General features: G+C 44.5%; 29 protein-coding genes, 1 tRNA gene and 1 pseudogene. 16 read left to right on the top strand and 15 right to left on the bottom strand.

Annotated elements, in window-relative coordinates:
* The first annotated feature begins 78 nt into the window (after positions 1-78).
* The 3 genes from AC59GT_RS15820 to AC59GT_RS15810 all read left to right on the top strand — a co-directional run bounded on the left by AC59GT_RS15820 (position 79) and on the right by AC59GT_RS15810 (position 2,899).
* Positions 79-1,866 carry an ABC transporter ATP-binding protein gene (locus AC59GT_RS15820; RefSeq protein ID WP_497238530.1) on the top strand — a complete coding sequence of 596 codons (1,788 nt, stop codon included), beginning with the start codon at positions 79-81 and terminating at the stop codon, positions 1,864-1,866.
* Complete coding sequence (locus AC59GT_RS15815) at positions 1,829-2,434, top strand: cold-shock protein (RefSeq protein WP_497238529.1); 606 nt, start codon at positions 1,829-1,831, stop codon at positions 2,432-2,434. The genes AC59GT_RS15820 and AC59GT_RS15815 overlap by 38 nt, the downstream gene beginning before the upstream one ends.
* Before the next feature lie 138 nt (positions 2,435-2,572).
* The gene (locus AC59GT_RS15810) at positions 2,573-2,899 is read left to right on the top strand and encodes a DUF3276 family protein (protein ID WP_117382473.1); all 327 of its coding nucleotides are present in this window, start codon (positions 2,573-2,575) and stop codon (positions 2,897-2,899) included.
* Between the two features lie 128 nt (positions 2,900-3,027).
* Here the strand turns inward: AC59GT_RS15810 and mgtE are convergent, their stop codons facing one another.
* Complete coding sequence (mgtE, locus tag AC59GT_RS15805) at positions 3,028-4,398, bottom strand: magnesium transporter (protein WP_497238797.1); 1,371 nt, start codon at positions 4,396-4,398, stop codon at positions 3,028-3,030.
* A gap of 184 nt (positions 4,399-4,582) precedes the next feature.
* Here mgtE and ychF point away from each other — a divergent pair, with 184 nt between their 5' ends.
* Positions 4,583-5,686 carry a redox-regulated ATPase YchF gene (gene ychF, locus AC59GT_RS15800; protein ID WP_497238528.1) on the top strand — a complete coding sequence of 368 codons (1,104 nt, stop codon included), beginning with the start codon at positions 4,583-4,585 and terminating at the stop codon, positions 5,684-5,686.
* 86 nt (positions 5,687-5,772) lie between these two features.
* Here ychF and AC59GT_RS15795 read toward each other — a convergent pair whose 3' ends face one another.
* On the bottom strand, positions 5,773-6,627 hold the full coding sequence (locus tag AC59GT_RS15795; RefSeq protein WP_497238527.1) for an oxidoreductase: 855 nt from the start codon (positions 6,625-6,627) through the stop codon (positions 5,773-5,775).
* Between the two features lie 101 nt (positions 6,628-6,728).
* Here AC59GT_RS15795 and AC59GT_RS15790 point away from each other — a divergent pair.
* The 7 genes from AC59GT_RS15790 to AC59GT_RS15760 all read left to right on the top strand — a co-directional run bounded on the left by AC59GT_RS15790 (position 6,729) and on the right by AC59GT_RS15760 (position 10,726).
* Positions 6,729-6,800: transfer RNA gene (locus AC59GT_RS15790), tRNA-Arg, on the top strand.
* A gap of 188 nt (positions 6,801-6,988) precedes the next feature.
* On the top strand, positions 6,989-8,074 hold the full coding sequence (locus AC59GT_RS15785; RefSeq protein WP_497238526.1) for an NAD(P)-dependent alcohol dehydrogenase: 1,086 nt from the start codon (positions 6,989-6,991) through the stop codon (positions 8,072-8,074).
* A 168-nt stretch (positions 8,075-8,242) separates the two neighbouring features.
* The gene (locus AC59GT_RS15780; protein WP_497238525.1) at positions 8,243-8,614 is read left to right on the top strand and encodes a response regulator transcription factor; all 372 of its coding nucleotides are present in this window, start codon (positions 8,243-8,245) and stop codon (positions 8,612-8,614) included.
* 103 nt (positions 8,615-8,717) lie between these two features.
* Positions 8,718-9,245 (top strand): OmpA family protein, encoded by a 528-nt coding sequence (locus AC59GT_RS15775; RefSeq protein ID WP_497238524.1) that lies wholly within the window; start codon positions 8,718-8,720, stop codon positions 9,243-9,245.
* A 167-nt stretch (positions 9,246-9,412) separates the two neighbouring features.
* On the top strand, positions 9,413-9,748 hold the full coding sequence (locus AC59GT_RS15770) for a cupin domain-containing protein (RefSeq protein ID WP_497238523.1): 336 nt from the start codon (positions 9,413-9,415) through the stop codon (positions 9,746-9,748).
* A gap of 30 nt (positions 9,749-9,778) precedes the next feature.
* Positions 9,779-10,294, top strand: coding sequence for a GNAT family N-acetyltransferase (locus AC59GT_RS15765; protein ID WP_497238522.1), 516 nt, complete (start codon positions 9,779-9,781; stop codon positions 10,292-10,294).
* Between the two features lie 72 nt (positions 10,295-10,366).
* Positions 10,367-10,726 (top strand): DUF1493 family protein, encoded by a 360-nt coding sequence (locus tag AC59GT_RS15760; RefSeq protein ID WP_497238521.1) that lies wholly within the window; start codon positions 10,367-10,369, stop codon positions 10,724-10,726.
* Positions 10,727-10,785: 59 nt separating this feature from the next.
* On the opposite strand, the gene AC59GT_RS15755 is transcribed toward AC59GT_RS15760, so the two are convergent.
* The 4 genes and pseudogenes from AC59GT_RS15755 to AC59GT_RS15740 form a co-directional block, all read right to left on the bottom strand.
* Positions 10,786-11,007, bottom strand: a complete 222-nt coding sequence (locus tag AC59GT_RS15755) for a YdeI/OmpD-associated family protein (protein WP_497238796.1) — start codon at positions 11,005-11,007, stop codon at positions 10,786-10,788.
* 42 nt (positions 11,008-11,049) lie between these two features.
* A pseudogene (locus tag AC59GT_RS15750) lies at positions 11,050-11,304 on the bottom strand (YdeI/OmpD-associated family protein); the annotation flags it as partial.
* A 168-nt stretch (positions 11,305-11,472) separates the two neighbouring features.
* On the bottom strand, positions 11,473-11,748 hold the full coding sequence (locus AC59GT_RS15745; RefSeq protein WP_497238520.1) for a hypothetical protein: 276 nt from the start codon (positions 11,746-11,748) through the stop codon (positions 11,473-11,475).
* Positions 11,749-11,842: 94 nt separating this feature from the next.
* Positions 11,843-12,886: an NAD(P)-dependent alcohol dehydrogenase gene (locus AC59GT_RS15740; RefSeq protein WP_497238519.1), complete on the bottom strand. Its 1,044-nt coding sequence runs from the start codon at positions 12,884-12,886 to the stop codon at positions 11,843-11,845.
* Between the two features lie 265 nt (positions 12,887-13,151).
* Here AC59GT_RS15740 and AC59GT_RS15735 point away from each other — a divergent pair, with 265 nt between their 5' ends.
* The gene (locus AC59GT_RS15735; RefSeq protein WP_497238518.1) at positions 13,152-13,679 is read left to right on the top strand and encodes a DUF892 family protein; all 528 of its coding nucleotides are present in this window, start codon (positions 13,152-13,154) and stop codon (positions 13,677-13,679) included.
* Positions 13,680-13,682: 3 nt separating this feature from the next.
* On the opposite strand, the gene AC59GT_RS15730 is transcribed toward AC59GT_RS15735, so the two are convergent.
* Both AC59GT_RS15730 and AC59GT_RS15725 read right to left on the bottom strand, forming a co-directional pair.
* On the bottom strand, positions 13,683-14,852 hold the full coding sequence (locus AC59GT_RS15730; RefSeq protein WP_497238517.1) for a DUF3095 domain-containing protein: 1,170 nt from the start codon (positions 14,850-14,852) through the stop codon (positions 13,683-13,685).
* Between the two features lie 36 nt (positions 14,853-14,888).
* Positions 14,889-15,863 carry a ligand-gated ion channel gene (locus tag AC59GT_RS15725; protein ID WP_497238516.1) on the bottom strand — a complete coding sequence of 325 codons (975 nt, stop codon included), beginning with the start codon at positions 15,861-15,863 and terminating at the stop codon, positions 14,889-14,891.
* A gap of 130 nt (positions 15,864-15,993) precedes the next feature.
* Here AC59GT_RS15725 and AC59GT_RS15720 point away from each other — a divergent pair, with 130 nt between their 5' ends.
* From AC59GT_RS15720 to AC59GT_RS15705, 4 genes are all read left to right on the top strand, one after another.
* The gene (locus AC59GT_RS15720) at positions 15,994-16,143 is read left to right on the top strand and encodes a hypothetical protein (protein ID WP_165852024.1); all 150 of its coding nucleotides are present in this window, start codon (positions 15,994-15,996) and stop codon (positions 16,141-16,143) included.
* 57 nt (positions 16,144-16,200) lie between these two features.
* Complete coding sequence (locus tag AC59GT_RS15715; RefSeq protein WP_497238515.1) at positions 16,201-16,845, top strand: HAD family hydrolase; 645 nt, start codon at positions 16,201-16,203, stop codon at positions 16,843-16,845.
* Positions 16,846-16,888: 43 nt separating this feature from the next.
* Entirely contained in the window at positions 16,889-17,548 is a 660-nt protein-coding gene (locus AC59GT_RS15710) for an MBL fold metallo-hydrolase (protein WP_497238514.1), read from the top strand.
* A 74-nt stretch (positions 17,549-17,622) separates the two neighbouring features.
* Positions 17,623-18,423 (top strand): alpha/beta hydrolase, encoded by an 801-nt coding sequence (locus AC59GT_RS15705; protein ID WP_497238513.1) that lies wholly within the window; start codon positions 17,623-17,625, stop codon positions 18,421-18,423.
* Between the two features lie 77 nt (positions 18,424-18,500).
* Here AC59GT_RS15705 and AC59GT_RS15700 read toward each other — a convergent pair whose 3' ends face one another.
* The 7 genes from AC59GT_RS15700 to AC59GT_RS15670 all read right to left on the bottom strand — a co-directional run bounded on the left by AC59GT_RS15700 (position 18,501) and on the right by AC59GT_RS15670 (position 24,259).
* Positions 18,501-19,895, bottom strand: coding sequence for a hypothetical protein (locus AC59GT_RS15700; RefSeq protein WP_497238512.1), 1,395 nt, complete (start codon positions 19,893-19,895; stop codon positions 18,501-18,503).
* Positions 19,888-20,442 (bottom strand): RNA polymerase sigma factor, encoded by a 555-nt coding sequence (locus AC59GT_RS15695; RefSeq protein ID WP_117382492.1) that lies wholly within the window; start codon positions 20,440-20,442, stop codon positions 19,888-19,890. The genes AC59GT_RS15700 and AC59GT_RS15695 overlap by 8 nt, the downstream gene beginning before the upstream one ends.
* A 109-nt stretch (positions 20,443-20,551) precedes the next feature.
* Complete coding sequence (locus AC59GT_RS15690; protein ID WP_497238511.1) at positions 20,552-20,995, bottom strand: hypothetical protein; 444 nt, start codon at positions 20,993-20,995, stop codon at positions 20,552-20,554.
* 61 nt (positions 20,996-21,056) lie between these two features.
* Positions 21,057-21,860 carry a nucleoside triphosphate pyrophosphohydrolase gene (mazG, locus tag AC59GT_RS15685; protein ID WP_497238510.1) on the bottom strand — a complete coding sequence of 268 codons (804 nt, stop codon included), beginning with the start codon at positions 21,858-21,860 and terminating at the stop codon, positions 21,057-21,059.
* 51 nt (positions 21,861-21,911) lie between these two features.
* Complete coding sequence (gene mnmC2, locus AC59GT_RS15680) at positions 21,912-22,610, bottom strand: tRNA (5-methylaminomethyl-2-thiouridine)(34)-methyltransferase MnmC2 (RefSeq protein WP_497238509.1); 699 nt, start codon at positions 22,608-22,610, stop codon at positions 21,912-21,914.
* 70 nt (positions 22,611-22,680) lie between these two features.
* Positions 22,681-23,007, bottom strand: a complete 327-nt coding sequence (locus tag AC59GT_RS15675; RefSeq protein ID WP_497238508.1) for a hypothetical protein — start codon at positions 23,005-23,007, stop codon at positions 22,681-22,683.
* A gap of 151 nt (positions 23,008-23,158) precedes the next feature.
* Complete coding sequence (locus AC59GT_RS15670) at positions 23,159-24,259, bottom strand: PAS domain-containing sensor histidine kinase (RefSeq protein ID WP_497238507.1); 1,101 nt, start codon at positions 24,257-24,259, stop codon at positions 23,159-23,161.
* Positions 24,260-24,379: the final 120 nt, after the last annotated feature.

The following is a 24,379-nucleotide window of genomic DNA, read 5'->3' as shown; positions in this document are numbered from 1 at the left end:
CCCCTATTAACTTTTTATACTTTTGATCTTTGTCTTGCCGGATGCTCAGCTATCCGGTAACCCGGACCTGGATAATTCATGAAAGAACTCGCGTACCTTAATAAATTCTTCTACAAATACCGCTGGCGGCTGGTACCGGGCATACTGTTCGTTATCATCTCCAACATTTTTGCTGTACTGCCTGCACAAGTGGTAAGGGTAGCATTTGACCTGGTAACCGAAAATATCAGCACCTTCCACCTGTTTGCCGGGTTCGACAGGCAGAGCATGATCTATGATATATTTGGCTCCAGCTTGTTGATGTTTGGTCTGCTGGTACTTATACTGGCATTGCTTAGGGGCTTGTTCCTCTTTTTTATGCGGCAAACTATTATCCTGATGTCGCGCCATATCGAGTACGATATGAAGAACGAGATCTACGAACATTATCAAAAGCTTTCGCTTGCTTTCTACCGCCGCCATAATACCGGCGACCTCATGAACCGCGTTACCGAGGATGTTAGCCGTGTACGCATGTACCTGGGGCCTGGCATAATGTACAGCATTAACACGGTGGTGTTGTTTGTACTCGTAATATACGCCATGGTAACTGTAAACTTAAGGCTGGCTGTATTTTCCATATTGCCGCTGCCTATCCTGGCAGTGATCATTTTTTATGTAAATACAGTGATAGAATACCGCAGCGAACAGATACAAAAGCGCCTCTCTGCCTTATCCAGCTTTGTGCAGGAGAACTTTTCCGGCATCAGGGTTATCAAATCATACGTACGAGAGGGCTATGTGCGCGGCAAATTCGCTGACGAAAGCGAGGAATACAAAACGCAAAGCATGGCTATGGTAAAGGTACAGGCCATGTTCTTCCCTTCTATGGTATTGCTGATAGGCCTCAGCGGCGTGCTTACCATGTACGTAGGTGGTGTAGAAGTAATGAAAGGCAATATCACTGCCGGCAACATTGCGGAGTTTATTGTTTACCTCAACATGCTGGCCTTCCCGGTAATATCTTTAGGTTGGGTAACCTCGCTTGTGCAACGCGCTGCGGCATCGCAAAAGCGCATTAACGAGTTTTTACACGAGGAGCCGGAAATACAATCGCCAAACACTGCCCCGCTTCGTTTGCAAGGCAGCATCGAGTTCAAGAACGTTTCCTTTGTATATCCGGACACCGGCATAAAAGCCCTTAAACAGGTATCATTTGTAGCCAACCCTGGCGAGATGGTAGCAATAATTGGTCGCACAGGTTCCGGGAAGTCCACAGTTGCCAACCTTATAATGCGCATGTATGACACTACCGAAGGCAGCATATTTATAGACGGACAGCCGCTTAAGGGCATTAACCTGGAGAGTTACCGCTCGCAAATTGGTTTTGTACCACAGGAGGTATTCTTGTTTTCTGATAAAATATCGCACAACATTGCTTTTAGTGCCGATGTGCTGGATATGCCGCGGGTAGAGCAAGCCGCTAAAGATGCCGCGGTTTACAATAATATTATAGAACTTGAGCAAGGGTTTGAAACCTTGATTGGTGAACGCGGCGTTACTCTATCAGGTGGCCAAAAACAAAGAGTAAGTATTGCACGGGCTATTGCAAAGCAGCCACAGGTACTGATATTTGATGATTGCCTTTCAGCTGTAGACACACGCACCGAGGAAGAGATATTGAGCAACCTGGGCCGTATAATGCAGGACAAAACCAGCATCATTATATCGCACCGGATATCGACTATTAAAAATGCCGACATGATTTTGGTAATAGACAATGGTGAGATAATTGAACAGGGCACCCATACCGAGTTGATGGAGCTGAAAACCGCCTACTTTGAGCTGTATGAAAAGCAGTTACTGGAGGAAGAAGAGAAAGCGTAAAGCACCTAATACTCGCCTCAAATTCATTTCTCAAGCAACATCTTTTCATTTAGGGATTTTATTTCTTAAATTTACACGAACTGGTAATAATTCAATAACAATAAACGCATATATGGGTACATCTTCCGAAACATTCAATAAAAAAGAACGAGAAAAGAAAAAGTTAAAAAAACAGCAGGAAAAAAAAGAAAAAGCTGAAGACCGCAAAACCAACGCTGCAAAAGGTAAGGGTTTAGAGGACATGATGGCTTATGTTGACGCGAACGGCAACCTTACGTCTGTACCGCAAGATCTTTCTTTACGCAAGAAAGTATCTGCAGATGATATACAGATAGCCGTGCCTAAGCAGGAGCATGTTGAAGAGGAAATTGTTCGTAATGGAACCGTAGCATTCTTTAACGACTCCAAAGGATTTGGTTTCATCAGAGATTTGCAAACGCAGGAAAGCATTTTTGTTCATGTTAACGCTTTAACAGAACAAATTCGTGAAAATGATAAGGTAACCTTTGAAATAGAACAAGGCCAAAAAGGTCCCACTGCAGTGAAAGTGAAAAAGACAATTAAATAGCTACTTTTCATAAGCCTGTATGTACCGTAGATAATATGTGTTTTTAGTTGCAACGGTTCAATATTGTTACAATAAATAGTTGCAGTTTAAATTTTTATTTATATTTATCCCAACCAAAACTAATTACAGCACATATTTATGGGAGAATTTGACAACAGAGAACGTGAGGAAGTTTACTCCAAGAAGGTTAGAGCCGGGAAGAGAACTTATTTTTTTGACGTGAAGGCAACCCGCTCGAACGACTACTATGTGACCATTACCGAAAGCAAAAAACGTTTAGAGGACGGTGTATTTATAAAGCACAAGATATTCTTGTATAAAGAAGATTTTGAAAAGTTTGCAGAAGGCCTGAAACACACTGTTGATTATATAAAAGACCACCAGGAAGTGGTAGAGAAACGTTACGAGTTTAGCGAAGCATCTGAAGTAAGTAAAGCTGACGAAGACTTCTCATTCGAAATATAGGTAACCCTAATTTAGACCTCAATATTACAACACGGATACCCGGCTGCAAAGGCGGGTATTTTTGTTTGTGGTATTTTGCCTGCATAAATATACCCACACCGATATTTCCGACGCATTTAACCTGTAAGCTACAGGAGCACGCCTTTCATGAACACTACTGCAACGGTGAAGTAAATAATTAGCCCTGTAACATCTACCAACGTAGCTACAAAAGGCGCGGAAGAAGTTGCGGGGTCGGCACCGAGTTTTTTGAGCAGTAAAGGAAGCATAGACCCTGCCAGCGAGCCCCAAAGCACTACACCTACAAGTGAGAAACCCACTGTAAATCCTACCAATAGCCAATGCGGACCGTAGATATCGCTGAACATGCTCCAGGCGGCTATTCGCAAAAAGCCTATAATACCGAGCGTAACACCCAGCATCAGACCGGAGAGTATCTCACGGCGCATTACGCGCCACCAGTCTGCAAGGGTAACCTCGCCCAAAGCCATTGCCTGTATAATAAGCGTTGATGCCTGGGAGCCACTGTTCCCTCCGCTGCTGATAATAAGCGGAACAAAAAAAGCCAGCACTACCACTTTTTCTATCTCATCACCAAAGTAACTCATTGCAGTAGCGGTAAGCATTTCGCTGAAGAATAGGATGATAAGCCAGCCCACACGTTTTTTTACCAACGTAAACAGGTTGATATCCAGATACGGCTCGTCCAATGCTTCGGTACCGCCTATCTTTTGTATGTCTTCAGTATATTCTTCGTTGGCTATCCACAAGATGTCGTCCACCGTAACAATGCCCAGCAGGATACCTTCGCTATCAATAACCGGCAATGCGGTGCGGTTATTCATCCTGAACACGTTAATAGCTTCTTCCTGCGGGTCGGCAGCGCTTAGGGAGATTAGCCGGCCATCCATCAGATCGCTTACTTTTGTTTCCGGTTTTACCAGCAATATCTCGCGGATGCGGATGTCGTCCAGCAGCACACCGTTGTCATCTATTACATAAATAACGTCAATCGTTTCAGAGTTCTTACCGTAGCGACGAATGTGCGACAGCACCCTTGTAACATCCCAGGTCTTCTTAACGGCTATGTAGTCGGGCGTCATCAAACGGCCGACACTGTCCTCCTTGTAGCCCAAAAGACCTAAAGCCTCCTTACGATCTTCGGGTGATAAGTGCAGGATAAGGTTCTTCACCGCGTCGCCATGTAGTTCCGCAAAAAAAGATGTACGGTCGTCGGGTGGCAAGGCGTTGAGTATCTCCCCTACCTTTTGGCCGGTAAGTTTTTTTATAATACGCTCCTGCGTAGGAAAGTCAAGTATCCTGAAAACGTTTACTGCCCGGTTGAGCGAAAGGGTAGCAATAATGGCAGGGCCATGTTCAGGTATCTCGCCAATAAGTTCCTCTACGTCCGAAATATTAAGGTTGTTCAAATACTCCTGCAGTTGCGTAGTATCCTCCTGCTCCAGTAACAATTCTATTTGTTCAACCATTTCGTCCATAAAAGCCCTCTTGTTTACATGGGTGTAACCTTGTTTTTGTGCAGGCAAAAGTCGTTTATTTTTTCAAATTACAAGGCTTTTTTTATGTTATCTTTGCCGCTCAAAATGAGCCAGGAATTAAGAGTCAAGATATAAGATATTGTCTTGGTTCTTTATTCTTGTTTCTTGAGTCAAAAACATAAAAATGGGTTTACAATGTGGTATAGTAGGGCTGCCAAATGTGGGCAAGTCTACACTTTTTAACTGTTTATCAAATGCAAAAGCACAGGCGGCCAACTTCCCGTTCTGTACTATAGAGCCAAATGTGGGGGTGATCACCGTACCGGATGAGCGCCTTACCAAGCTTACCGAGATTGTAAATCCTAAAAGCATTGTGCCAAACACTATAGAGATAGTGGACATTGCAGGCCTTGTAAAAGGGGCCAGCAAAGGCGAAGGCCTGGGCAACCAATTCCTGGCTAACATCCGTGCTACAAACGCTATTATACACGTGCTGCGCTGCTTTGATAATGATAACGTTATACACGTTGACGGCTCTGTGGACCCTATCCGTGATAAAGAGATTATCGACACCGAACTACAGCTTAAAGATCTTGACTCAATAGAAAAGAAAATTTCTAAGATTGAGAAAATGGCCAAGACCGGCGGCGACAAAGATGCTAAAAAGGCCTTTGAAGTACTTACGGTTTATCGCGAGCACCTGCTTGCCGGCAAATCTGCACGTACGGCACCAGTGGCAGAAGAAGATAAAGAATACATCAGCGATATATGGCTGCTTACCGCAAAGCCGGTGATGTACGTTTGTAACGTAGACGAAGCTTCGGTAAGTACAGGTAACGCTTACGTTGAGAAAGTACGTGAAGCTGTTAAAGAAGAGAATGCCGAGGTGTTGATTATTTCTGCACAGATAGAAGCAGAGATTGCAGAAATGGAATCTTATGACGACCGCCAGATGTTCTTAGCCGACCTGGGCCTGAGCGAATCTGGTGTAAACCAGCTGATAAAGGCTGCCTATCGCCTGCTTAACCTGGCTACCTACTTCACCGCAGGTGTACAGGAAGTGCGCGCGTGGACCATTACACAAGGCTTTACAGCGCCACAAGCTGCAGGCGTTATCCATACCGACTTTGAGAAAGGCTTTATCCGTGCAGAGGTGATCAAGTATGATGACTTTGTGAAGTTTAACGGTGTAGAAAGCGTTATTAGAGAAAATGGCAAAATGGCTGTAGAAGGTAAAACCTACGTGGTTGAGGACGGTGACATTATGCACTTCAGGTTCAACGTTTAACCCCCTACCCCCCTGAAGGGGGAACAGCATTTAAATATTGATAAACAAAGCGGGCTGTTTAAGTTTAAACAGCCCGCTTCTTTTTGTTATCGTTCGTTCTCGGGGAAGTCCGCGCTTATGCTGAGATCTTTCCAGGCCTCAAAATTCTCTTTTAGCATAGTAAGTTTCTCATTGGCCATGTTGTAAGCCATCTCGCCAAGCAGCAATCTAAGCTGCGGATTTTCTGAATTTACGGCATCTATTATAGCCTGCGAGCCCCGTACAGGATCGCCAACTTGTTTGCCGCTGCCTTCTAAACTGGCGCTCATGCGTTTTCCAACAGTGTCTTTGTAATCGTCAAGCTGCGTTTCGGTGCGCGCGGTAGATCTTCCGGCCCAATCGGTACGGAAAGGTCCCGGTTCAACCAACAATACCTTTATACCAAGCGGCGCAACTTCCTGCGAAAGCGATTCTGACAAGGCTTCTACAGCAAACTTGGTAGCGTGATAGTACGCAGTAGCGGCAAACGAGCGCAAACCACCAATAGATGAAAAGTTTACTATATGGCCTTTACGCTTTTTACGCATACCCGGCAGCACGGCTTGTGTCATGCTAACCAAACCAAAAAAGTTAGTCTCGAACTGGGCGCGTATCTTTTCCTCCTCGCCTTCTTCAATACTGGTAAAGTAGCCGTAACCTGCATTATTTACCAGCACATCTATTTTGCCGAAAGTGGCGGTTGCTTTCTCTACAGCATCCGCTATTTGTTGCTTATCTGTAACATCCAGCGGAAGCACTAAAGCAGAAGCATCATAACCATCGGCAAGGTCTTTTATTTTCTCAATGTCGCGGGCGGTGATCACCACATTATAGTTTTGTTGCAGCAGTAATTTTACCAACTCCCGGCCAAAACCGGTGGAGCAGCCAGTAACGAACCAAACGGGGGCATTATTATTATCCATGATCTCTACTATTGTTGTGTTTAATCAACAGCCGGCAGGCGTTCAGGTTTGTCAGAAATTTGACAGGAATAGAGCGTAAAATTATATATTTGCATGCAATTGCTCCCGTAGTTCAATGGATAGAATTATGGTTTCCGGTACCATCGATATGAGTTCGAATCTCGTCGGGAGCACACCACTAAGCCCTTTCTATTCAGAAAAGGCTTTTTTGTTGACCTTTAAATCCCATCTAGTCAGTTCCTCGACAAAATAGCTTACGGTCGTTACTTATTTCTGCAAAAACGGAGATGCTTAAAACTTGCGAGGCTTACAACTGTTAACCAGTAATTAAATTACTTACGATAAACTATAAAGACGAGAGATGGAAAACTTAAAAGCTAAAGGCTACGGAGCTACGGGCTCTATTTTAAGCAGTTTAAAGCCGATGGCTTTTGAACGTACCCCGCCTAAAGAAGATGAGGTGTTAATAGATGTATTATACTGCGGCGTATGCCATTCGGATCTGCACCAGGTGAAGAACGACTGGGGTAATACCATTTACCCCTGTGTGCCCGGGCATGAGGTTGTGGGTAAAGTAGTACAGGCAGGCAGCGCCGTGAGCAAATATAAAGTAGGCGATGTTGTGGGCGTAGGCTGTATGATAGACTCCTGCGGGCACTGTAACCCATGCACCGACGGAGAAGAAAATTACTGCGAAGGCCCGGTAAGCTGGACCGCCACCTACAATGGCTATATGAAACCAGACGGAAGCGGTTTTAATACATTCGGCGGCTACTCAGACAAGATTGTTGTTAAAGAGTCTTTTGTGCTGAGCATTCCGGATGCTCTGGATATTAAGTCTGCGGCACCTATTTTATGTGCAGGGGTAACAACTTATTCGCCGTTAAAACATTGGGGCATTAAGGCAGGCAGTAAAGTTGGTGTAGCAGGAGTTGGAGGCTTGGGTCACATGGCAATTAAACTAGCAAAGGCCATGGGTGCAGAGGTGACAGCTATTACCCGCGATGAAGAAAAAAGATCAGATGCCATACGTTTTGGCGCAAGTGAGGTACTTGTTTCTACAGATAAAGAAGCCATTGCTAAAAAAGAGCTTAGTCTCGACTTTATCCTGATAACCATCCCTGATGAATTTGAGGTGAACACCTATGTTAACTTACTTAAGAAAGATGGAGTACTGGTAACCGTGGGCTTACTCGCTCCATATGCAAAAGCGCTTAACAATATGGAAGTAGCTTTTCACAGGCGATCAGTAGCCGGCTCGTTAATCGGCAGCATTGCAGAAACGCAGGAGGTACTTGATTTTTGCGCAGAACACGGAATAGCGCCCGATACAGAAATGATACGCATACAAGACATTAACGATGCATATGATAAGATGAAGGACAAAGAAGTGCATTACCGTTATGTTATTGATATGCAATCCTTAAAAGAAGAAGAAATAAGTTAATAACATTTTCGCCACGGGTAAAGGAAATCATGCTTTTACCGGTGGCATTTTTTGGTTAAATCCGTTACCGAATCGATTGTGTCGACAAACATTTGCACTGTGCAAAGATTTTTGCAAAAATAAGTTTCCATTACTTATTCTTGGCTTCTTAATTGCTTACTAATCATCATGGGCAATAAAGTATTAGTGATTGAGGATGAGCCGGTAATAGGCGAGATGATGTGCATGCTGTTAGAAGACGAAGGTTATAAAGTAATAAGCCTGAACAGTACAGATTGGGCACGCAATAGCCTTCCTCTGCATGACGTATCCTTAGTAACACTGGACCTGAACCTCGGCAAAGAACGCGGAGACACTATGTGCCGCTACATCAAATCGCAGCCCGAACTTAGTCACATAGCGGTAATGCTGGTTTCCGGATCTGCTGACTTGGAGCAGATTAAAGTAGAATGCGGGGCAGATGATGCCCTGGCTAAACCTTTTAGCCTGGAAGATTTTACAAACAAAGTAAGGGCCTTTACCAAAAGGCAGTCGGCATAAACCGCGCTGATAACAAGGACTACAGCGGCAACTACGGGCAAATTAATTTATAATATGCCGTAAATACTGCCGTTTTAATACTTTTACAGCAAACCCTTACCAAATGAAACAATTCAGAACATCTATTTTGGCAGCGGCAATTTTATCAGCAGTAATTGTACTGCCTGCCTGCAAATCTAAAAAGCCTGTTGTTGCTGCACAGCCTGTACCGGTAGCACAACCAGCACCGGCACCTGCACCGGCTCCAAAACCTGTACCTGTTGAAACGCCTGCACCTCCTCCGGCACCTGCACCTCCAAACTATAACTTTGCTAACATTCAGTTCGAGTTTAACTCTGGCATACTGAAAACAGAGGCCTACCCTATTTTGGATAAAGCCGTTACGGAGATGAAGAAAGACCCTACTGCTAAGTTTGTGCTTAACGGCAATTCATCTGCAGAAGGTACCGATGAGCATAACATGCAGCTTTCTGTAGAGCGTGCTACATCAGTAAAATTATACCTTACTAATAGCGGCGTAAGGGGCGACAACCTTACCGTAAAAGGCTGGGGTGAAAGCAAGCCAATTGCAGCCAACACCAGTGAAGCAGGCCGCGTATTAAACCGCAGGGTGGAAATAAAAAAGCAATAATTATAATAGCATATCCGTCACTAACCGGCGGAACGAATCAAAGGCTGCATTTTATCAATGCAGCCTTTGTTTTTTTAGAACGAGTGGCGCAGCCTATTAGTGATCTGGCGTATATTGCAGTTTAAACCACAGGTACCGCTTTGCCGGCACTTGCAGCTGAAAACGTAATGGACACTTCTATATTCTTCAAATTCGATGACATACCGGTTAAAGAGATCGCGCCCGGCTACCTGTCAAAAATCATCCACACGCAAAACAACACCATTAACTTTATTGAGGTAAAAGCCGGTTATGATGTACCCACACACCAGCATATCCACGAGCAAAGCGCTTTTGTGCTTGATGGTACCTTTCAGCTTACCGTAAACGGTGTTCCACAACTGCTTGACAAGGGTATGTTTGCTGTTATACCGCCAAACGTACCGCACAGTGGCCTTTCTATAACCGACTGTCGCCTGATAGATGTTTTTAGCCCGGTACGCGAAGATTTTAAACAGCTTTAGGCAGTTAGACAGATTTTTTACATTTGCCCTATGAGCATTACTAAAGCGACCCTAGCCGACGTCAGCGCGCTGCATACATTAGTTAACAGCAGCTACCGTGGCGAAAGCTCTCATAAAGGCTGGACCACCGAAGCTGGTTTGATAGACGGGCAGCGTATAGATGAGGATAGCCTTATTGAGCAGCTAAATGACCCAAAGGCTGTAATCTTGAAAAACACAGACGAGAGTGGTGCCATTACCGGCTGTGTATACCTGCAAAACCGCGGTGACGGTAGCATGTATTTGGGAATGCTGAGCGTGAACCCCGAACTTCAGGCTCGTGGCTTAGGCAAACAACTGCTACTAGCAGCGGAGGACTACGCCTTAAAATGGGATATAACAACTATAGTAATGACAGTTATTACCACCCGCACCGAATTGCTGAACTACTACGAGCGGCGAGGATACCAAAAAACAGGCGAGGTAATTCCCTTAATCATAGAAGAGAAGTTTGGAATATTGAAACAGCCGCTGGATATGTACAAACTGGAAAAAAAATTAAAATAAAACGGGAAAACTGCAGTGCTGCATGCAACCTCCGGAAAAAATGTGCGTCTTATTTAAATGTAGAGGCACATTATGGAGCAAGTACATCCCCGGTTAAAAGACTTTATAATTGAGTACTGCACAAAGTACAAGGTGAAAAATATAGACCCGGCCAGCCTGTCCACCTGCACCAGTATTGACCTCGACCTTGACATTTACGACATTGAAATAGACCTGTTTATAGATGAATTTGCCCAGTATTTTAACGTAGACGCATCAAAATTCACCTGGTACAAATACGGCTATCCCACTGGCTCGGCAAAGGTGAATATGCTGAAAATGGTGTTTGGCTACAAGCGCCGATGGGTAAAGAGACTTGCCGAACGCTGGTACAAGCCCAAACTGCGTATTGCTACCCTGCAAAATGCACTTGACACCGGTAAGCTGGTTTAAGAACCAGAGTTAAGAGTTAAGAGTCAAGAATCAGGAGTCAAGGTAAAGATCAATCTCTGCTATTGCTCCCATCTCTTCCCTGCTTTGCTCGCTTCTATAAGAATTTTCAATCTGCTTTGCTGTGTTTTTTCCTGCTTGGCACTCATCACGCGGTGAACCGAAAGCTTTTTATACCACGGTGCCTGCGACTGGAAGAAATTCCAGGCTGCACCTTCTGCTTTAAATTGTTCTTCATAAGCCTTCGAAAACTCTTTTGTTTCGCTTTCGTAGGCATACACCATAGAACGTTGTTCCTCCCGTTTTTCATAGGCAGCCAACCCAACTGACTGCATTAAACCCTTAGCGGTAAGTTCTTCTACCTTCTTAATGTTTACCGCGCTCCAGATGCTTGTAGCTTTGCGTGGTGTGAACCTTATGGTGTAGCTCTCTGCATCGCGCGACTTCCTTACACCATCTATCCATCCAAAACATAGCGCCTGGTTTACAGATTGCGGCCAGGTCATGCTTGGTCTGCCGCTGCCGGTTTTGTAAAAACCCACCAGCAGTTCTGTCTCTTTCAGGTGATTTTGCTCCAGCCACGCTCTAAACTGTTACTGCGTGGCAAAAAAGGTAGGTTCCATAAGGCTAAGGTAATAATTTGAACTTAAGCGTTAGCAGATATACTCACCTCTTGCGCATATCTAGTCGACGAGCGAAACAAATGTTGGCTGCGTGAACAGTGCTCATGAGGAATGGCCCTGCTTTATTCATGCCAGTGGATGTTCATTTCTTTTGACACCAAAAGAAACGAACCAAAGAAAAGTGCCGGCTACGTTACGTTCTGTTAAAGTTAATGCTTTAGCAATGCCTGTACTACCCGAACGTTCCTGATGCCGGTGTCTGAGTGCTTGTTCTAACACTGCGTCATTGCGAGGAACGAAGCAATCTTCGATGGATACGTAGCCGACGATCATGTCGATGATTGCAGCGCTACCGCTCGCAATAACGCGCTTTCTCAACCTACTCTGCGCAGAGAGAGCCATGGTGAACAACGTCGGGGTGATTAGGTGGTTTTAGCTGAACAAGAAAACCCGGGCAATGCCCGGGTTTTCAGATGAAAATTTATTAAAGAAGCTACTATAACGTGGCCATATCAATAACAAAACGGTAGCGTACATCGCCTTTTTCCATACGCTTGTATGCATCTTCAATGTCCTTGATGTCGATCATTTCAATATCAGATACAATATTGTTCTCGGCGCAGAAATCAAGCATTTCCTGGGTCTCTTTTATCCCGCCGATGCCGGATCCGGCAAGGCTCTTACGTCCTGCTAACAGGCTGAACGCTGCCACCTGTGCAGGTTCTGGCGGTACGCCTACGCATATCATGGTACCATTAGTACGCAGTAATGACAGGTACATGTTAAAGTCGTGCGGTGCCGATACGGTATCCAGTATAAAGTCAAACGTGCCCATGGCAGCTTTTATTTGCTCCGGATCTTTGGTAACCACAAAGTGGTGTGCGCCTAGTTTCTTTGCATCCTCTTCTTTGGATGGAGATGTGCTTAGTACAGTAACTTCGGCACCAAAGGCAACTCCAAATTTAACGCCCATGTGGCCCAGGCCACCTAAACCTAACACCGCTAACTTGTGGCCCTTGCCAACCTTCCAGTGCCTCAGCGGCGAATAGGTGGTAATACCCGCGCAAAGCAGCGGCGCAACAGCAGCCAGGTCTACACCCTCTTTAAGGTGCAACACAAACTCCTCGCGCACAACAATGGTGTTGGAGTAACCGCCATAAGTAGGCATAGATCCATCGCGCTCCATGCTGTTGTAAGTTTGGGTGTTACCTTCCAGGCAGTATTGTTCCAGATCGGCTTTGCAGTTCTCGCACACCTGGCACGAGTCTACCATACAACCGGTAGCCGCAAGATCGCCTACCTTAAAGTTTTTAACGTGATCACCTACTTTTACTACGCGGCCTACAATCTCGTGGCCAGGCACCATCGGGAATATACCCGGGAACCAATCGTTCCTGATCTGGTGAAGATCTGAGTGACATACGCCACAGTATAAAATATCAAACTGAACGTCGTGAGGGCCTACCTCGCGGCGCTCGAAGGTCCAGGGTGCCAGCGGAGTTTTTTCGTCCTGCGCGGCGTAAGCTTTTGTTTCGATCATGGTAAGTGTGTGTTGTTAGTTTCTGAGTTAAGGCTAACCTATGCAAATATAAAATCATGTTCAACAGTTTAATACAATACCTGCTTACAGAGGAAGAAATGATATAAAACAAACAATTTTCAGCCATTGGCATTTGTAAGGTTATACTTTCTCTGCACCGGTGCTATTGCACCTCATATTAGCCGTTCCGATCTATAAAGGCAGGATATATTGCCTGGCCGGGTTGCCCGTGTAGCATACCCTGGTTTATTTTAAAGTTACAATCATGAGAAAAGAAGAGTTGGAACCAATGGCATTGCCGTTATCCAAATTAGAGCCGAAACAATTAAGATCGTTCTTCATTACCCACCTTGATCACATCTACGCTGCTAAAAAGCACGTTTTAAACAACTTACCGCAGCTTGCCAACCTCGCTCACTTTACCGATCTGCGCAATTCTATACTGGAGATAAAGGACGAGATCAACAAACAGTTGCGCAGGATGGTCATAATTTACTCCCTGCTCGAAACCAGCCCCGGTGATGGCAGCCACGGCGGATGGGTAGGCCTTATTGACAACGCGTTTGCAGCCGTTCAGGACAACTTTGATTGCGCCGAACTGCGCGACCTTGCCATCATCTTTCATATGCAAAACATTGAGAGCCTGGAAACAGCTTCTTTTAAAGTTTTGCAAATGGCGGCTGTAAGGTTGCGTAGTAAAGAGATCAGCCAGTTGCTTAAAGAGAATTATGATGAAGCAAACTCCGACAGGCTACTGCTGCTGCTTATCATGTCTAAGTATATAACGGGTTGACCGCTAAAGTTTAATTGGTGGTAATGTTTTAAGCTTGGCTTTAAGCATTTTAGCGGCCTGGGTATATCCACCTTCGGCACCGTCAACAAAGTGGATGTGATCGTCCTTAAGATCACGTACGTAGCATGACATTACTGATGCCTGGCTTATAAACATGCCATACACCAGTTTACCTTGTGCTTCCAGCTTATCCAGCACTTTTTCAAGTTCGGCTCGTTGCTTCGCCTTGCCAGACATTACGGTATTTATTTTACCATCAATAACCAGCGTATCGGCCATTTGCACCAGGCTTTCAAGATAGCGCTTGCCGCTGCTGGTTCCAAAGTAAACGTAACCGTATAGGCTTAGCAACCATGTACGTAAAAACTCGAGCCATTTTATACGGCCTATCCGTGCGCGCATCTCGGTACCCAGTTTGTTAAACGTAGTATTAAATTTCAGCTGATCTACAGAGATAGGCTGCCGTTTCTGCGGTAAGCCATATATTGTGTCGATAGCATCCATTACATCTTTAAAGACATCCGACTGCGACTCTCCGTCCCTGGCCACTACCAGCAGGCTTATCACCTCGTCGCGGTTTTGCGGCGGCGCAATTTTATCCCACCTGCATTGCATGCCGGTAAGGTCAAGCTCCTCGCTTCCGCAGTCGGTATCAGCAAACATGTAGTCGTCTCCCTTTACCAGCCGTTCGGCGTAATTAAGGCCGTTGCCTAGTATAATAGGGATAGTAAAAACATCAGTAGCGCTAAACTTGGCTATTTTAATATGGTGATCGTGTTCGTATACGTTTTTAACAGCTACAGTGCCGGTACGCAGCTCCAGCCCAAAGTTGTCGCGGGTATTGGTCTTGAACACCGTAAGCGCCTGCATGGCTTTATCTATCAGCACGGGCGGTACAATAAAGGTTGCACCATCGCCGCCAAAAAAGAACGGCACGGTAACCTCCATTGCAAATGCGAGGTTTAAAACTGATACTATACTACCCGTAGCTATCAGGTTAACATCCTGGTGCCGGCCCTCAAAAACCGCTCTTGTAGAATCTTTTATATCAGTGATAATAATGTGCCAGTCGGCAGGTATGTCCTGAAACAAGCCGGTAGATACCAACAAATCGCCCAACGGCCGGGAGTGCATTGGCAACTGCGTGTAAAACTTGCTGGTATCATCTAACATTATATATCAATCTATTTTGTGAATGATTACTGCGGCCTATGCCCTCACGGCGTCGTAAATAAACCAAAAGTTAAGTAAAAAGTATGACGCAAGCAACACCTGTGCACAAAGCAGATCAAAACGCTTCGCGTCCTTCAGCTTATCTTCTTTAACCAGCCTTAACGAATATGCCGTGCTGATAATAACCATCAATATGAACAGCAGGGTAATGCCATGCAGCGTATCTACCAGCGTAAACGAGGTAGACTCAGGAAGCGTGGCATCAATGATATACTTATTACCTACCACCGCGAACAACGCGCCAACACTCAGCCCAAAGCGCGAGTCTATACTATCTGTATGGATGTAAAAGCACATGTAAGCAATTAAAAACGCCACATACATACCCAGGAACATTTTCCAAAACAAGCCCATTGCATCGCGCGATATCACCATTCGCAGGCGGTAAGTACCATATTCGGTATGCGGTTTTGCAAGGCTTTCATCACCAAAAGCTGTTTCATACGCTTTTATCCCGGTAGACTGCTTTATACTGTCCACGTTCCACCCTCTAAGCGTGAATTTTGGATCAAATTGTTTGCCGCTGGTATCAGCAACAAACACAAGCGACTTGGAATCGAACTGTGAATTTTCAATAGAGAACCTTAAGCGCTGATGATCAAACGGAAAATTCTCGGTAACCCAGGAGTCTTTCATTACACATTGCAGCTTCATCATGATAAACATGCGGTTATCGCTCGAGTCAACAGTAGAAAAGGATGTAGTTACAGATTTTGCCTGAGGGACTTCCAGGTTATGAACGAAATCGAACTTTTTGTTCTTGTATTTAAGCCATAGCCACAGGTTTACAGTGTACTCTTTATCCTTAAAGTTAATGTCGTGTATGCTGGTGATGTAAACGCCTGTTTTAACCGTATCTGGTACCTGCTTTTGTGCTGGAGCAGCAAAAGAAGTTGTAAACGTTAACAGCAGCACAGCAGTAATAAAGTAGGGGCTTAACAATCTACGCATCTGTTTTTTCTACTAATATAAACATAGGGTTGGTAAGTACGCGCTTTGAAATTTACTCCCAGCATTAAACCTTTCGGCGGCTCACATGGTCGAAAAGGTATAAACATCACAATACTAAAATTGTTCAACCATGACAACTATCATAGCAAAACTAAAAACCGATCTGTACCGTGTATTTGTTAAAGGCGATGCCAACACTACCCAGCTAGCACACATATTTTTGCTGCTTGCCGTACCTGCAGCTACATTATATTTTGGATTGGGCAGCTTGCCTTTATAATCATTTAACGCGCCGGCTAACAATAAACTGCTATTTTTGCGGCCAAGAAACGCAGGAATGGACAGCTTAAAAAATAAATACGACAGTATAATATTTGACCTTGACGGTACCCTTTGGGACAGTACAGAAACCATCACAGAGGCATGGCAGGCAGCCCTTAATCAGGCACCTTACATGAGCCACGAGGTGATGACCCGCGAACGCGTGCGGTCTATCACCGGGATGACTTACGATAAGATATTTGAAAAGCTATTCCCCTATTTGGATACTATGCAACGTGCAGAAGTGCAAAAGCTGTGTTCAATCAGCGAGTTGCATATCCTGAACGAGAAAGGTGGCACGCTGTACCCGCAACTGGCCGAAACCCTGAAATACCTGGGCAAAACCTACAAGCTGTATATTGTAAGTAATTGCCAAAGCGGCTACATTGAGCTGTTTTTAAACCTGCACAACATGCACCAGTACTTTTTAGGACACCAGTGCTATGGCACAAAGGGCAACCCTAAAGCTGATAACATCCGCGACATTGTTAACGACAATAACCTGCAGGCACCTGTTTATGTGGGTGACACCATGGGCGACTATGAGTCGGCCACCAAAGCTGGTGTTCCTTTTATATTTGCGTCTTACGGCTTTGGTGATGTACAAAGCGGACAAGTGGCAACTATAAATAACCTTGCGGACCTGCAGCAAATACTGTAAACATTTATAAAGTAAGGCAGGTTATGTGGTAAACACTGCCGTTATGAAAATTTATAAATACCTCCACTCCTGCCTGGTTTTTGAAAAGGAAGGATTTAAGGTCCTGTGCGATCCCGGCAACTTCACGTTTGCTGAAGGACTGGTAACACCCGAAACGTTCAGCGGCGTTGACGCGGTTATCATAACTCATATCCATGCCGACCATCTTGATCTGCCTAATCTTAAAAAGATAATAGCGCTTTCCGGCGATCCTATTTATACCAACAGCGAGGTTGGTGCAGCTCTTGAAAAAGAAGGGTTAGCATTTGAGCTGATGGAAGAAGGTGTATACAACATCGGCCCTTTTAAGATAGAAGCCATACCGGTAGTGCATGAACCTTTGCTGGATAGCCCCATACCCCAAATGACAGGACTGCTGATTGACGGCCGCGTATTGCACCCTGCAGACTCAATGGAAGATAAATTAACCACTTACAATAACCTTGACCTGTTGATATTGGTAACAATGGCTCCATTCGCAAACGAACTGCGCATTGCAGCCTTTGGCGACAAAGTAAAGCCAAAACAAATACTGCCTGTACATGATGGCTTTGCCAAACCTTTCTTTGTAAAATCCAGGTTTGCTAATTATAAGAACCACTTTGCCAAGTCAGGTATCAACTTTATAGAAGTTACAGAACCCGGCCAGAGCATCGAGCTATAAATGTCACTGTGATTATGCTTGCTGTGAACTTTGGTATGCTTTTTATGCCTTATAGAGTATAAACTACTATACCAATGAAAACCATAATATTTATACACGGCATGTTCCAAAATCCCAGGAGCTGGGATAAATGGATAGCTTTTTTTTCTGCCAAAGGCTACAACTGCCTTGCTCCGGCATGGCCTCTGCACGAGGGTGAACCCGCACAATTACGTGATAACCCACCCACTGGTTTGGGCGATCTGCACCTGCAAACGATAGCAGATGAAATGGAACGTGTAGTAGCTGCAGAACCAGAACCACCAATAGTTATAGGCCACTCAGTAGGCGGCCTTATTGCCCAATTGCTTGCTGCAAAAGGGCTGGTAGATGTTGCTGTGCCCATTTGTTCGGTAGCGCCAAATGCAATGCTTGCATTTGACTGGGGCTTTATTAAGAACAGCGCTTTAATTACAAATCCTTTTAAGGGCAACGAACCGTTTTATACCGATGTCGAGAGCTTTCGTTCATCGTTTTGCAACACCATGAGCGATGAAGATGCGAAACGTACCTTTACCCGTACCGCAACGCACGACAGCCGCAATGTACTGCGTGACTGTATGGGTGAGGCGGGTAAAATTGATGTTGATCAGCCACACGTTCCCTTGCTATTCATTGGTGCAGAAATGGACCAGATAATACCTGCCGCTCTTTGCAAACGCAACGCTGAAGCTTATACGCATGCAGAAAGCATTAGCGAGTACAAAGAGTTTAGTAACCGCGGGCACTGGATATGCGGCGAGCACGGCTGGGAAGAGGTTGCCGGTTACATAGCCAGCTGGATAGAGCACCACGAACATGTGCAGTACCACACACATGAACTTAGCGGGCATTAACAATGCTACTAAACATAAGTAAGCCCCGTATTGATACCACGGGGCTTTGTTGTATAAGATCAGTAAAGTATAAGCGACTATTTTTTGGAAGACTTAAAGTTGAACTTGAGGTTTACCCCGCCCGAACCAAAACGGATATCCTGCGAACCCATCCCGCCAATAGGATATTTTAAAAACGGCTCTATCACCAGCCTGTTCTTGCCTACCGGCGTACCAAAGCCCAGCGCAAAGTTTACTGTCTTAGCAAAATAGAAACTGCCAAAACTTTGCGTGGTGGTTTGATCCTGACTGGTTATACCCGCTCCTGCTATACCATTTGTGCGGTAGGTGTAACGTGCAGTATAGCGCTCGTCAATAAATGTACCTGAGCTTAGCCCTGCAGAAACATAGGCGTCGCTTTTTGCCGGGTTAAATTCGAACTTAATGTTCAATGGAATATCAAGTCCAACTAAAGTTGCATTAAACCTGTCAAACTCAGGCGATGTGCTGGATGCGGCAAACAGGCTTTCTTTTTTCACGTTTGCATCAACAGCAGCAGCAAAGCTGGCTGCCCTGTTTGTTGGTGCCGGTGGTGGCGCATTGTCGTACTGCAAGCTGTTCTGCGCAAGCATTACACCGGTAGATAGCTTAAAGTTCCTGCTCAGGCGAATGTCTGACGTAACGCCCGCTCCCGCGTTTACCTGGTTGGCGCTGCCATCTGCATAGTTAAAGTAAGTTGCTGCATAAACGCTGAAGTTTACCCGCTTAGCTTCCTTCTTTTCTGTTGCCTGCTTTTTAAAATTCACGTCCTCTTTAAACAGGTCGTTCATTGTTTTAGCTGTTGCCGGCTGCTGGGCTATTACACTTGCTGAAGGGTTGGCTACAGCCGTATTAGGCTGCTGTTCATCTGCTTTGGCAGGCGTTGTTGCCGTTGTTACATCAATTGATTTTGCAACCGCATCCTGGTTGTTTGCCGGCGGTATTGTACTCGCAACAACCTCGTTGCTTTTTGCTCCTGAGTTAATAGTTTCATCTTTAGCAGGAGCAATCGGATAGTAATTGGTAGCTTTTTGCGGAGACGACAACCTTGAAGTTTTTACTGTTCCAAAAGTGTCAACATTTGTGTGGTTTTTGACGGTTTTGGTCACTGACGCTATATCTGCATTTCCTTGGCTATCCAAACTACTGGACGGCTTTTCGATAATAGTTGTAGCACTATCAACAGGTAATTTAGCGGGCACCTGCTTAGCCGGTTTAATGGCTATCGTTTCCTCCTTATTCGGTTTGTTTATGGCCCATATACCTATGCCCAGCATTATCAGCAGTATGGCCGCAGCGCTGCTCCACCACAGCCAGGCAACTTTGCGTTCGTCCTGCTTAGCAGGGAACTTTTTGCGCAGCTCTGCCCATGCCGTATCGGCTTCGGGGTGTTCGTAATTATCAAACACCTCCCTGATGCGGCTTGCTAGCTTTTTATCAAACTGATCATCCATGGCTGTGTGTCTCTGTTGTAATCAATTGCCTCAACTTCTCTTTAGCACGGCTTAAATAAACCCGTGACGAGCTTGCAGGCAGATTTAGTATTTTGCTTATCTCATCATGGTTGTAGCCATCAATTTCGTACATGTTAAATATAGTTAGCTGTATCTGAGGCAATTGCTTCATCAGCTTTAAAATATCCTGCGCATTTAAGTTCTCAATAGCGTTTGCCGCATGCCCTACGCCTATAGCGTCATCTATGTCCGTATTTTGCTGGTGCTTCAATTCTTTACGCCTGCGGTCTATCGCGGTATTTACCACTATGGTACGCAGCCAGGCCCTAAAGGGTTTATCAGAACTGTATGTATTTATATTATTGAACACCTTTATAAAAGCATCATTAACAACTTCAAGCGCATCATCCTGGTTAAGGCTGTAACGTGCACTGATACCCATGGCATAGCCATAGAATTGCTTATAGAGCAATTCCTGATACTTAAGGCTGCCGGTTTTGCATTTACTGACAATCTCTTCCTCAGTAAAGCGGTGGAGTAAGTGCATTAAGTGTTAAGTGCGCTAAGTTGTTCTATACATTACGTATGCCGGAAGGCAAACGCTACAGTGAAGTAAAATTAGGAGCAAGCTATAGTACCGGCTTACTCCTAATTAATTATGGTGTTTTTTTAAGATCGTATTGCAAGCTAAGCGTATCAGCGCTATTAGCTACCATTTGCAACACGCTTGTACCGTCGTAATAATACTGATAGTATCCGCTTAAATGTGTTTTGGTCGGTTTACCTGTAGTAGGAAAAGTATCATCCTGAAAGCCAATAGTGTTTGAATTTATAGCATAGTGGCCTTTGCTGCCTGCGTGAATAGTAAGTGTATCGCCAAGAACTTTATAACCAACGCCGGGTTCAAGTACCAGTTGAATATTAGCTTTAGCAGTATCTATAACGGTTGTGCCTGGCTTACGGTGCAATAATCGGAACTGACCAGTAAACGTACCAGAGGGTGCGGGGGTAGGGTTGGATTCGGCGTTTTTAAAACACCCTGAAATAAATACAACAGCCAGTATTAGAACGGGCAACAAGTAGGTAAATTCTTTTTTCATGCGCTATGGTTATAGTTAATACGTGTGCAATTTTGTAAACGCTACAATCGAAAATATATTTTTACACTCTTTTGGCCTCGTTCCAAAATACATCCATTTCCGTCAGGGTCATTTCATGAAGGTTTTTGCCATGCTCTTTGGCTTTCGCTTCCAGGTACTGGAAACGCTTGATAAATTTTCGATTGGTTTTCTCCAAAGCGTCTTCCGGATTTATGTTGATGAAACGTGCGTAGTTGATCAACGAGAACATCAGGTCACCAAATTCACTTTCGGCTTTTTCCCGGTCAATCTGCGTCTCGTCCGCTTTGTCAAACTCATCTTTAAACTCCTGTAATTCCTCTTCTACCTTATTCCATACCTGTTGCTTGTTGTCCCAGTCGAAACCTACCCCACGGGCTTTTTCCTGTATACGGGACGCTTTCACCAGCGCCGGCAACGATGCCGGCACGCCACCCAGTACAGATTTATCTCCTTCTTTAAGCTTTATTTGCTCCCAGTTTCGTTTAACATCCTGCTCGTCATTAACTTCGGTATCACTGTAAATATGTGGGTGGCGGTTTATCAGTTTGTCGCAAATACTGTTCAGCACATCAGCTACGTCAAAATCTTTGGTTTCAGAAGCTATCCGCGAGTAGAATACCAGATGCAACATAACATCACCCAGTTCCTTTTTTATCTCCTGCATATCGCCACCTAAAATAGCGTCAGACAGTTCATACGTCTCTTCGATGGTAAGGTGTCGCAGGCTTTCCAACGTTTGCTTTTTATCCCAGGGGCAATTCTCCCGCAGGTCGTTCATGATGGTAAGCAGTCGCTCAAAAGCTGCTGAAGGGGTTGTAGCGGTTACCGGTGGTGTTATAGCCATAATACAAAGGTATCAAACTACCAGTAGTTTGCGTAGTAAAGCTTTAAACTGCTACAGGTATGTTGCCCTAAGCATTTCTCGTTTACCGGGAGCGCCGGGAGCTTTTTCCACCTTCAGGCCAAACGCTTTGATACAGCGCTTAAGGTTGCCTGTTATAGCGTACGTTACAAATACGCCGCCAGGCTTAAGAGATTTTAACGTCTGGGTAATGGCCTCATTAGTCCACATCTCCGGTTGGTTAGCTGCTGCAAACGCGTCGAAGTAGATAACATCGTAGGTGTTTGATGACCTAAACGCGCTAAGTTCTGTGCAAACCACCTCCAGGTTACATGTATCAGTTATGGGTGTTTTCCCGACAAGTGACTGCTGATATTTATTTAAAAATTCACCCCACAACTGGGTGGAGACGTAGGCGTTGTACCCTGTAACAGCAATCATTTCCGAAGAAAGAGGGTAGGCTTCTATACCTGTATAGCTCAATGCAATTGATTCAGTTGAGCAAAAGTCGGCACTAAGCAGAAAATTGAGCCCTGTACCAAATCCCACTTCCAATATACTTACTGCTGCGGGTACCTGTTCGTTCTTATTTAGAAAATACTCGAGACCCGATCTTAAGAAAACATGCTGACTTTCCTGAAAGGCGCCGTGTCGCGAGTGGTAATTTTCGCCAACAAGGGAGTTAAAAATGGTTTTAGAGCCATCTTCAGTACTAACTATCTGTAAATGTTCCTGGTTTTGAGGAGTAATCATAAGTGAATACCGGGTGTAAAAGCTCCGAATTTACACTTATAATCCAGAAGAAAATAGACTTAAGCGGCAATTAGGCTACCATCGAAAGCAGGTCGTTTAGTTTATGGCAGTAGTCGGGTAGTGAGATACGGCCTCGGTCGTAGTTTTCTACCAGTTCATCCAGTTGTTTCGCAATGTCGGTGCGATCTGCGGCATTCAGTTCCGGCTTAATCTTTTTAATTTTATTATTGATGGCTTTAGCCATAAACAGCGGTTGTACATCCTTCGTTTGCGTTAGGATCTTCTTCATTTTATTACGCTGCTGTTTGTCGTACTGTAATATGAAGTACATGATAACAGAACCAACTGCCAGGAAAAGTAATGGAGTTACTACAGATGAAGAAAATATTGCTTCCATGTTGGGTATATGTAATATGTACATGTATTACGATACCGGTAAACAATAGGTTGCAAAAATTTTTATTTTGTAAATATTACTTTACGGCAGCTTATCACCTTAAAATTGTAAAGGTGATAAGCTGCAACGAACAATAAATTTGCTGAATTAACTAAGCGGCTGGTGATGCAATGGGCAGTTGCACCCAAAACTCTGAACCCTTACCAGGCTCGCTTTCCAGGCCTATTTTGCCATTGTGCCTGCTAACTATACCGGCGGTAATGTATAAGCCTATACCAAGCCCAGAGAACCCCGGACCTGTATCCTGAACACGATAATACCGCGAGAAAATACGGTCGTGCTGATCCTTTGATATTCCAATACCAAAGTCCTTTACTGAAAACCTGATAACATCGCCCTGAGTACTGCTGGTAACTATAGCCTTTTTAGCTTCGGGAGAGTACTTTATAGCATTGGTTAGAAAGTTGATCAACACTTGTTCGAGCCGTTGGCGGTCACCATTTAACATTTTAGGTGTACCACTCCTTTCGAAAGATATTTCGTGAGACGTAGTTTGCTGTACATCGCCAATAGTTTCGGCAATCATATCGTCGAGGTCAAACAGCTCATAATTGAGTGGTAGTTGCCCGGATTGGATTTTTGATATATCCAGCAGATCTGATACGAGCGTGGTGAGCCTGCTGATTTGAGCAACGGCTTTACTGGCAAAAATCTTGTCTTTATCGCTCTGAACATTACGCAGCAGCAACTGCAGGTACCCTGTAAGGCTGGTAAGCGGCGTTTTAAGTTCATGACTTGCCATACCAATAAATTCATCCTTGTAAGAGTTTATTTTCTCCAGCTCCTCATTATACTGCCTTAGCTTCTCGCGGATTTCCAGCTGTTCTGTAATGTCACGCGCAATTTTGGATGCTCCAATAATCTTTCCTGTTGCATCTCTGATGGGTGATATTGTTAAGGAAATATTGATCTCAGACCCGTCCTTCCGCAGGCGAATAGTTTCAAAGTGGTCTACCTTTTTTCCTGAAGCGATATTAGAAATGATAATGTTTTCTTCGTTCAGCCTGTCTGTAGGGATAAGAATAGAAATATGCTTGCCGATAACCTCTGACTCATCATAGCCGAACATTTTTTTGGCTGATCCATTCCAACTAGTGATAATACCCGCAAGCGTTTTGCTGATGATCGCGTCGTGTGAAGAGTCGATAATTGCAGCAAGCATTGCCTGCCTGTCTTCTAACTCAATTCTCATAAGACTGATGGTCGTTTATGGCTACGTTGGTATGTTGTTTTGATGAATGAACCAATTGTACTGATTAAACAAAAGAAGAATATTTTTTCGAATTACGGGGATTTAATTAACAAATATTTA

Source organism: Mucilaginibacter sp. 320_HR (assembly GCF_059691875.1).
The sequence above is the reverse complement of the archived record's forward strand: the minus strand, read 5'-3'. Positions and strand labels throughout refer to the sequence as shown.